General features: G+C 74.2%; 8 protein-coding genes and 3 pseudogenes. 6 read left to right on the plus strand and 5 right to left on the minus strand.

The features are described from left to right. The 3 genes and pseudogenes from PV341_RS41330 to PV341_RS41340 form a co-directional block, all read left to right on the plus strand. Positions 1–111 (plus strand): annotated as a pseudogene (locus PV341_RS41330) (hemerythrin domain-containing protein); the annotation flags it as partial. A 179-nt stretch (positions 112–290) separates the two neighbouring features. After that, entirely contained in the window at positions 291–827 is a 537-nt protein-coding gene (locus tag PV341_RS41335) for a hypothetical protein (RefSeq protein WP_500328874.1), read from the plus strand. Between the two features lie 91 nt (positions 828–918). After that, complete coding sequence (locus PV341_RS41340; protein ID WP_500360536.1) at positions 919–2,265, plus strand: FUSC family protein; 1,347 nt, start codon at positions 919–921, stop codon at positions 2,263–2,265. A 36-nt stretch (positions 2,266–2,301) separates the two neighbouring features. Here PV341_RS41340 and PV341_RS41345 read toward each other — a convergent pair whose 3' ends face one another. From PV341_RS41345 to PV341_RS41355, 3 genes and pseudogenes are all read right to left on the minus strand, one after another. Continuing rightward, complete coding sequence (locus PV341_RS41345; RefSeq protein WP_500328876.1) at positions 2,302–3,129, minus strand: alpha/beta fold hydrolase; 828 nt, start codon at positions 3,127–3,129, stop codon at positions 2,302–2,304. A gap of 136 nt (positions 3,130–3,265) precedes the next feature. Then, positions 3,266–3,514 (minus strand): annotated as a pseudogene (locus PV341_RS41350) (LmrA/YxaF family transcription factor); the annotation flags it as partial. Positions 3,515–3,527: 13 nt separating this feature from the next. Then, positions 3,528–4,124: a TetR/AcrR family transcriptional regulator gene (locus PV341_RS41355; protein ID WP_500328877.1), complete on the minus strand. Its 597-nt coding sequence runs from the start codon at positions 4,122–4,124 to the stop codon at positions 3,528–3,530. A 205-nt stretch (positions 4,125–4,329) separates the two neighbouring features. On the opposite strand from PV341_RS41355, the gene PV341_RS41360 reads away from it, so the two are divergent. Beyond that, positions 4,330–5,244 (plus strand): NAD(P)-dependent oxidoreductase, encoded by a 915-nt coding sequence (locus PV341_RS41360; protein WP_500360537.1) that lies wholly within the window; start codon positions 4,330–4,332, stop codon positions 5,242–5,244. Continuing rightward, the gene (locus PV341_RS41365) at positions 5,241–6,107 is read left to right on the plus strand and encodes an SCO6745 family protein (protein WP_500360539.1); all 867 of its coding nucleotides are present in this window, start codon (positions 5,241–5,243) and stop codon (positions 6,105–6,107) included. Before PV341_RS41360 ends, PV341_RS41365 begins: the two co-directional genes overlap by 4 nt. A gap of 8 nt (positions 6,108–6,115) precedes the next feature. Here PV341_RS41365 and PV341_RS41370 read toward each other — a convergent pair whose 3' ends face one another. Next, entirely contained in the window at positions 6,116–6,517 is a 402-nt protein-coding gene (locus PV341_RS41370; protein WP_500328880.1) for an SsgA family sporulation/cell division regulator, read from the minus strand. A gap of 473 nt (positions 6,518–6,990) precedes the next feature. On the opposite strand from PV341_RS41370, the pseudogene PV341_RS41375 reads away from it, so the two are divergent. Next, positions 6,991–7,062: pseudogene (locus PV341_RS41375) on the plus strand (hypothetical protein); the annotation flags it as partial. Positions 7,063–7,946: 884 nt separating this feature from the next. Here the strand turns inward: PV341_RS41375 and PV341_RS41380 are convergent. Beyond that, complete coding sequence (locus PV341_RS41380; protein ID WP_500328881.1) at positions 7,947–8,534, minus strand: TetR/AcrR family transcriptional regulator; 588 nt, start codon at positions 8,532–8,534, stop codon at positions 7,947–7,949. Between the last annotated feature and the right edge of the window lie 195 nt (positions 8,535–8,729).

The raw sequence follows: 8,729 nt of genomic DNA on the forward strand, positions 1-8,729 counted from the left end.
CGGCCCCACCCGGCGGCACCGCACACCCCTCCCGCCAACAAGCTCCTCGCCCCGGGCGCGGGCCTCGTCGACCGGGCCCGCGACTTCGTGAGCGGCCGCGGCCGGTCCTGACCCCCGGCCGCAGGGGGGCGGCGCAGGGTCCCCGTTCCTCCGGGGGACCCTGCGCCGGGTCCTCGCCGGGAGCGGGCGTGATGCGGCTCATGTCGCAAAAGCACGGCTTTGCGTACGCTGGGCGCGCCGCGCGCCGGACGGGCGCGGCACCCACGCGCACGGAGGACGGTTCGTTCGGCATGCACAGTGAGTTCTCGTCGGTCATCGCCGCGGCCACCCGGTGGCTGCTGGCCGCCTATCCGGCGAACGGCGGAGCCCTCAGCCGTGCCCTCGCCGAAGCTCAGGCCCGCCAGGCCGCCATGGTCGCCGCCGCCCTGCGCTACCCGACGGCCGTGGACGCCGCCCTGCTCGGACTGCTGCCGCCCGGCGGCGCCGACCGCCTGGACCGGGTCGCCGGCGCCGGGGTCCTCGACGAGGACGCCGGGGACACCGAGGCCGGCTGGCGCACCTGGGTGGACGAGGTCGTCGTGAGCTGGGCGGCCTGCCTGCTCGCCGACCCGGAGCTGGCCGCCTCCGCGGTGACGGCCCTCGCGGCCACCGAACACGGCGCCTCCCTCGCCGGTGACGCCCTCCGGCTCACCCTTCCCGGCGCCCACGACCGCGCGGCTGCCGCCCTCCTGCGCCACCCGGACCTGGTGGCCCCGATAGCGGACCTGCACCGCGCGGAACTGACGGCACTGCTGGAGGCGGCGCCTCTCGACAGCTTCCCGGCGTAGCCACCGGTTCCCGCGGCCCCCGGCCCGACGCCCACGGACCGGGAGCGACATCCGCAGGTGTACGCGGTGTTTGTTCGGGAAAAGGCAGAAGATGCCTATACGTGATGCCGTGACCTGGTTGGCCCGCCGCAGCCGGGACCCGGTGGTCACCTTGACGGCGCGGGCCACCGTCGCCGCGACCATCTCGTACGTGATCGCCGTGCACGTCAGTAGCGAGTCTGCCCCGCTGACGGCGCCGCTCACCGCCCTGCTCGTCGTGCAGGTGACGCTCTACTCCACGCTCACCACCGGCATCCGCCGGGTGAACTCCGTGGTGGTCGGTGTCCTGATCGCCGTCGGGTTCAGCGCGCTGGTCGGCCTGACGTGGTGGAGCCTGGGGCTGATCATCCTCGCGGCGCTGGTCATCGGGCAGTTCGTGCGGGTCGAGGAGTTCGTCAACGAGGTGGCCATCAGCGCGATGCTGGTGCTCGGGGTGAGCCAGTTGACGGAGCAGGCATGGGACCGCGTGCTGGAGACACTCATCGGGGCAGGGGTGGGCCTGCTGCTCAACGTCCTGTTCGCACCGCCCGTGTGGGTGGGGACCGCCGGGGCGTCGATCGAGGACCTCGCCCGCCGTATGCGTCATCTCCTGCTGTGCTGCGCCGAGGAACTGGACTCCCCCGCCGCGGTGGAGCGTGCCGCGGCACGGCTGCACGAGGCGCGGCGACTGGACCAGGACGTCGCCGAGGTCGACACCGCGCTGCGCCGGGCCGAGGACAGCCTGCGGCTCAATCCCCGGGTCAGGGAAGCGCTGTTGTCCCGGGTGGTGCTGAGGACCGGTCTCGACACCCTGGAGATCTGCGTGGTGGTCCTGCGCGTCCTGGCGCGGTCGCTGACGGATCTCGCGAAGCGGCGCGGCGCGGACGAGCCGCTGTTCGACCGCGACGTGGCGGTCGCCCTGGAGGAGCTCTTCGCCCACCTCGGCGGGGCGCTCGTCAGCTTCGCCGTCCTGGTGACCACGCAGGTGAGCAGCAACGCCGAGGAGGCCGAGGGCCGGCTGGCCGCGGAGCTCGCGGCGGCCCGCGCGAGCCGCGAGAAGGCCGCGGACATGCTGCTCGACCGGGTGCGGCAGCATCCGGGGGCCTGGCAACTGCACGGGTCCCTGCTCGCCGAGGTGGACCGCATCCTGGACGAGCTGGCCCTGGAGCACCGTTCCCACCGGCTGATGGAGGAGCTGGACGAGGCCGCCCGGGCGCAGCAGGACCGCTTCGCCGTGCTGGCCAGGCTCCGGCTCGTGGCCCGCGGTGAACGCGTCCGGCGCCGTCGTCACGGGCGGGGCGCGTCCGGCGGGGAGACACGGACCGGTCCGCCGCCCGTGCCCTCGGCCCGGGCGGACCGGCCGGCCCGGGCGCCGGGGGACCGGCGTCGTGCGGCGCGCGACCGGTCGCGCTCGGGGTGACGCGCATCAGGGCGCGGTCGCGGCGCCGCGGACGGCTCAGCCGCGCGCGAAGTCCAGCAGGTCGGCGTTGAACCGCTCGGCGAACCTGGGCACCATCGCCAGCCCGTGCGGGGCTCCCTCGTACACCTTGTAGACCGCTCCCTTGACCAGCTTCGAGCTCTTGGCACCGGCAGCCACGATGGGCACGATCTGGTCGTCGTCCCCGTGCACGATCAGCGTCGGGACGTCGATCTTCTTGAGGTCCTCGGTGGTGTCCGTCTCGGAGAACGCCTTGACGCAGTCGTAGGCGCCCTTGATGCCCACCGTCATGCTCCACAGCCAGAACTCGTCGCGGGTGCCCTGGCTGACGGTCGACCCTTCGCGGTTCGCGCCGTAGAACGGGCCGCTGAGGTCCCTGTAGAACTGGGACCTGTCCTGGGCCACGCCCTCGCGGATCTCGTCGAAGACCTCGATCGGAAGGCCCTCGGGATTGGCCTGCGTCTTCAGCATCAGCGGGGGGATCGCGCCCACCAGCACCGCTTTGGCGACCCTGCCCGTGCCGTGCCGCCCCATGTAGCGCGTGACCTCGCCGCCACCGGTCGAGTGCCCGACCAGGATGACGTCGCGCAGGTCGAGTTCCTCGATCACGGCCGCCAGGTCGTCGGCGTAGGTGTCGAGGTCGTTGCCCTCCCAGGGCTGACCGGAACGCCCACCGCCACGACGGTCGTGGGCGACGCCCCGGAAACCGTGGTCCACCATCCACTTCAACTGCGGGTCCCAGGCGTCCGCGGTCAGCGGCCAGCCGTGGGAGAACACGACGGGTTGGCCAGTCCCCCAGTCCTTGAAGAAGATCTGGGTCCCGTCCTTCGCTGTTGCATACGGCATGATCCTGAGTCCTTCTCGCTCCAGGGGGAACGCAGGGTTCCGGGGTTGCCCATACCCAAGCCCGGCCCCGACCGGGATGAGTACGCCGTTGGTCAAACCGTAGTGCCGGGGCGGAGTCCCGGCGCGTCGAGACGGCTCAGTGCTCCGGTGCCACGGAAGCGTCCAGCAGCGGGCCGAGCTCGCGTGCCACGGCCGTCAGGGCGCGTACGTCGCGCTCCGCCCGGGCGATGACGACGGCGCCCTCGATGGCGCTGACCATCAGCGTCGCCAGCGACGGTGCCCGCCCGGCCGGCACGCCCATCTCCTCCAGTGCCCCGGCAACAGGCCCGGTCCAGGTCGCGAAGGCGGCGGCCGCCGCCGTACGGGTGGCCTCGGAGGTCCCGGCGCGTCGAGACGACTCAGCGCTCCGGTGCCACGGAAGCGTCCAGCAGCGGGCCGAGCTCGCGTGCCACGGCCGTCAGGGCGCGTACGTCGCGCTCCGCCCGGGCGATGACGACGGCGCCCTCGATGGCGCTGACCATCAGCGTCGCCAGCGACGGTGCCCGCCCGGCCGGCACGCCCATCTCCTCCAGTGCCCCGGCAACAGGCCCGGTCCAGGTCGCGAAGGCGGCGGCCGCCGCCGTACGGGTGGCCTCGGAGGTCCCGGCGCAGTCGACCGTGGCGGCCGCGACGGGGCAGCCGGCGTCGTAGCCGGAGGTCAGGAACTCGTCCGTCCACTGGCCGACCATGGCGGCGAACAGCCCGCCGGGAGTCGGCTCTGGCAGGGCGGCGAGGAAGCGGGCCACGCGGTTGCCGGCGTAGCGGCCGGCCCAGCCGACGGCTTCGTTGACCATCTGCTCCTTGCCGCCCGGGAAGTAGTACTGCAGCGATCCCCGGGGCGCCTGCGCGTGGGCGGCGACCTCGCGCATGCCCGTCGCCGTGACGCCGCCGCGGCGGATCAGCTGTGCGGCGCTGAAGACCATGCGCTCGCGGGGACCCCGCTCGGAACCGGTCATCGCCGACCTCCCACCGTCTGCCCTTCCGCCCGCCCGCGTAAGGCGCGGCGGCCCTGCCCAGTGCGCGTCAGCTCGGCGGCGCAGTTCGCGCGCGCGGGCCGGCGGCCGGCGCCCCGGGGTCTATTATGACGCCTGTCATAGCGCGTATGACAGGCGTCATAACGCGCGGGTCGAGCGGTCGGACGGCCGGGACGGGCGGTGGGCAGTGGACGTGGGTTTCATCGGCCTGGGGATCATGGGGCAGCCCATGGCGCTCCGTCTGGCCGGTTCGGGAACACGGCTGGTGGTCTGGAACCGCACCGCCGCCCGGTGCGCTCCGCTGCGCGCGGCCGGGGCCGAGGTGGCGGAGGGGCCCGGCGAGGTCTTCAACCGGGCCCGCGTGGTGGTCCTGATGCTCGCCGACGGCGCCGCCGTCGACGACGTCCTGGGCCGCGGCACCCCGGACTTCGCCGCGCGTGTGGCCGGGCACGTCGTCGTCCACATGGGCACCACCTCGCCCGTGTACTCGCGCGGGCTGGAGGCCGCCGTCCGCGCGGCGGGCGGCCGCTACGTGGAGGCCCCCGTCTCCGGCTCCCGCAAGCCCGCCGAGGCGGGGCAGCTCGTGGCGATGCTCGCCGGGGATCCCGCGGCGGTGGAGGAGGTGCGGCCGCTGCTCGCGCCGATGTGCCGGGAGTCCTTCGCCTGCGGGCCGGTGCCCGGCGCGCTGCTGATGAAGCTGTCGGTCAACCTCTTCCTGATCACGATGGTCACCGGGCTCACCGAGGCGTTCCACTTCGCGGAACGGCAGGGCCTGGACACCGGGCAGTTCCTCTCCGTCCTGGACGCCGGGCCCATGGCCAGCGCCGTGTCGCGGATGAAGGCGCCCAAGCTGAGGGAGCGCGACTTCTCCGCGCAGGCCGCCGCGGCGGACGTGCTGCACAACAACCGCCTCATCGCCGAGGCGGCGCGCGCGTCCGGCCTGGCCTCGCCGCTGCTGGACGTCTGCCACGCCCTCTTCGACGAGACCGTGGAACAGGGCGACGGACGCGCGGACATGGTGGCCGTCTTGCGGGCGATCGAAGCCCGCACGGACGTCGCCGGCGACCTGGTCGCCGAGGTACGGGGCGGAGGCGTCCGGTGAGCCGGACCGTGACGCCCTCGGAGGCCGCCGTCACCGCCCGGCGCATGTGGCGGCTCGCCGAACCGGTACACGCCGTCACCTACTTCACGCCCGAGGCACGTGCCGCGAACGAGGAGGCGGGGCTGCGCGGTTACTGGCGCGGTTACTTCGCCGGTCGCGCGGCCCCCCTCGGCCCGGTGGGCCCGGAGCCCGTCGTGGCCGCCTTCTTCGGCTTCGCGCCCGCCATGGTGGCCCGCGCGCTGCCCGGCGTGTGGGCTCTCGCCCCGCCCGAGCGCGCCCTTGACGCGCGGCGGCGCGGCGCGGGCGCCGCACTGCGGCGGCTGCTGGCGGGGCAGGAGACGGCGGTGGCGGAGGCGGTGGACCTGCTGGCTCCCGTCGTCGCCGGCCTCGACGTCGCGGGACGGGTGCTCGCCGCCGCGAATACGGCGCTCCCCTCCCCCGGCGACCCGGTCGACGCGCTCTGGCACCAGGCCACGCTGCTGCGCGAGCACCGCGGGGACGGTCATGTGGCGGCGCTCGTCGCGGCCGGTCTGAGTGGATGCGAGGCGCTGGTGCTGCGCACGGGCATCGACCTGCCGCGATCGGAGCTGCAGCCGCACCGCGGATGGACCGACGAGCAGTGGGCCGGTGCAGCGGCTCGTCTCGCCGACCGCGGCCTGCTCGGCGCGGACGGCTCCGCGACCGCAGCGGGGCGGGAGGCCTACCGCGCGCTGGAGGAGGCCACCGACCGCGCCGCCGGTCGGCCCTGGGAGCTCTTGGCACCCGGGGCCGTCGAGCGCCTGGTCACCGTGCTGTCCGCTGCGGCGCGGGCCTGCGCGGGGGCGCTGCCGTACCCGAACCCGATGGGCGTGCCCACCCCCTGAGGAACGCCTCAGGCCGAGAGGAGTCCTGCGATGCAGGCGTCCCAGTCGATGTGGCCGCCCTCGGTGCCGAGCGGGACGAGTTCCGCGGTCGCGGCCAGGAACCGGGCGAGTTCACCCGTGGCGACCTGCAGGACGGCCGTGCCGCCGGGGGCGGCGAGCGTGATCAGGGTGTGGGCGTGGTCGCCGGGTTCGACGTGCACGTCGCCGTCCCCGGCGGAGGCCGCGAGCCCGGCGAGCAGCAGCTCGCGGGAGAGCACCCACTCCGCCTCGCCGGCACCGTCGTCGAGGCCGAAGCGCATCCGCACGATGTAGGGGTCGTCGGAACGGTACCGGCAGTCCGCCGACAGATCGAGGAACCGCCGGGTCCCGGTGATCAGCCGCAGGGACAGGTGTTCCGTGAGTGCTCGCATGGACGCCCCCTCGTGGGCCCGGTTCGGCCGCGTTCGCCGTTCAGCAGCATGTCGTTGCCGTGCGTTTGCCCCGTGACGCATGGTCCGGGCCGGGGCGACGGGAAAGATTTCGTGAAGGCTCGCCCTGGACGACCGATCTGCGGGGTGCCCGGTCAGAAGCGCCGGTCCTGCGCCATGACGTCGGCGGGTCCGGGGAGTTCACCGCCGATCGCGGGGACCGGGTCCGGGGCTCCGACCGTCGGGCACAACGACAGCGGTACGCATGCCACTCATAAGTGATGCAACGGACACCTTCCGTCGTCACCCATGGGCCGCGACCGGGGCACCGGGCACGGCGGTACGCATGACCGGGCACACGGCGGACCGCCGTTACGTAGCTTGACGGACGCCTTTCGTCAGCTTTCGCCCTAGTTTTTGCTGTGTCCGCGGCCGGGGGCCGGGCGACCGCGGACGGGTCGGCTCGGAGGTCTGGGATGACGGCATACGACTACATCGTCGTCGGTGGCGGGACCGCGGGGTGCGTGCTCGCCGCGCGGCTCTCGGAGGACGGGCGGGCCCGGGTGCTGCTCCTCGAGGCGGGGCCGGCCCGGGCGGCGAAGCGCTCGGCCGCTCCGCCGCGGTGGATGCGGTGGATCGGCAGCGGGATGGACTGGGGCGACCGGAGCGTGGAGCAGCGCGGAGCCGGCAGTGCCGTGCTGCCCTATCCGCGGGGAAGTGAGCCGGTCGGCGGCCCGGGGCGACCGCTGACGGGTGGTCTCGCCGGTGGCCTCCAGTTCCTGCCGCGCGCGGCGGCTCCACGCCGCGGCTCCCAGGTCGTCGAAGGTGTCGCGGGCGGCCCTGAGCGGTGCGCGGGACTCCAGGACGCGGCGCTGCCTGCGCAGCCACTCGCCGTACGCGAGCCGCAGGCGCGCCCGCTCCAGGGACCAGCCCGTGAGGTCCGCCCCCAAGGCGGCCGCGAAGGCGGCCTCACCCTCCTCCTCACCGGCCAGGACCGCCCGGGCGTGGCGCGCGGCCAGGCGCACGCGGGCCGCGGGCGTCCGGCGGGCCAGCGGTGCGAACCGATCCAGGACCCCTTGCGCGTCGTCCTTCTCGCCGCAGTGCGCGGCCGCCTCGGCGAGGTCGCCCACGGTCCACAGGGCGGTCATCACGTGGTGCCCGGCGTCGGCCGGATCGATCAGCCGCCTCAGCTGGGCGTACGCCTGCGCGTGGTCCCCGCTGCAGGACAGCGCCGTGCCGCGCGCCATGCGCACCGTCGCGTGCAGCAGCGGGGGGTTCAGCCGGACGGCGATGGCCCGCGCCTGCCCGATCAGCCGGTGGGCGGTCGACGCGTCGTCGCGCAGGGCGGCGAGGCAGCCGAGCACGCTGAGCGCGGTCGCCTCCCACTCGGGCTGCCCGGTCTCCCGGGCGAGCCTGCGGGCCGCCGGTTCGGTCAGGCCTCCGCGGGTACGTACGCGTCCTTCAGCCGCCCGGCGACCGTCGCCAGGAACTCGTCGGACAGCTCCGGGTCGGCGACCGCGCGCGAGATCAACAAGGCACCGACCAGGGCGCTGAGAGTGAGCATCGCGTCGGCCCGCGCCTCACCGGGGTCGTCGCCCTGCGCCGCCTCACCGATGAGCGCGAGGTAGCTGAGGACCTGCTTCTCGTACGCCTCCCGCAACTCCGCATCGCCGCGACCGGCTGCGGCGCCCAAGGTCACCAGGGCGCAGCCGGTGCCGGGAGCGTCCCGGTGGCGGGCGCTGAGGTAGGCGTCGATCAGGCCCGAGCGGGGCTCATCCGGGTCCCGGCGGGCGGCCTCGGCCATCTTGGCCTCGCCGTCGGCCAGGGCCAGCGCCGCCGCCTGACCCATCAGGTCCTCGCGCGAGGCGAAGTGCTTGTAGAACCCGCCGTGGGTCAGTCCGGCCTCGTTCATGAGGTCCGCGACGCCGGGTCGGGTCATGCCCTCCTCGCGGATCCGGCGGGCGGCGATCCGCAGGACCTTCTCGCGCGACTCGGCCTTCGCTGCCTGCGAGTGACCCATCGCATGACCTCCCGGGTGTGCGTCGGGCTGACCCGACCCCAATGTGGATGACGGACATCATACATCGCTGCCGGAATCCCATCCCGGGCTTTGACATGCAGGATGACACGCATCATCCTGCATATGTGGATGACATAAATCATCCAGACCTCGGCACGAGCCTCCACCGGAGCAGGCCCGCCGCCCCGCCCCTCC

The organism is Streptomyces sp. PA03-1a, from assembly GCF_033792805.1.
In the GTDB taxonomy this organism is placed as follows: domain Bacteria; phylum Actinomycetota; class Actinomycetes; order Streptomycetales; family Streptomycetaceae; genus Actinacidiphila.

What these genes read in the sequence shown, in the direction of transcription:
- PV341_RS41335 (WP_500328874.1), top strand. Translation starts at nt 291, where the DNA reads ATGCACAGTGAGTTCTCGTCGGTCATCGCCGCGGCCACCCGGTGGCTG.
- PV341_RS41340 (WP_500360536.1), top strand. Translation starts at nt 919, where the DNA reads ATGCCTATACGTGATGCCGTGACCTGGTTGGCCCGCCGCAGCCGGGAC.
- PV341_RS41345 (WP_500328876.1), bottom strand. Translation starts at nt 3,129, where the DNA reads ATGCCGTATGCAACAGCGAAGGACGGGACCCAGATCTTCTTCAAGGAC.
- PV341_RS41355 (WP_500328877.1), bottom strand. Translation starts at nt 4,124, where the DNA reads ATGACCGGTTCCGAGCGGGGTCCCCGCGAGCGCATGGTCTTCAGCGCC.
- PV341_RS41370 (WP_500328880.1), bottom strand. Translation starts at nt 6,517, where the DNA reads ATGCGAGCACTCACGGAACACCTGTCCCTGCGGCTGATCACCGGGACC.
- PV341_RS41380 (WP_500328881.1), bottom strand. Translation starts at nt 8,534, where the DNA reads ATGGGTCACTCGCAGGCAGCGAAGGCCGAGTCGCGCGAGAAGGTCCTG.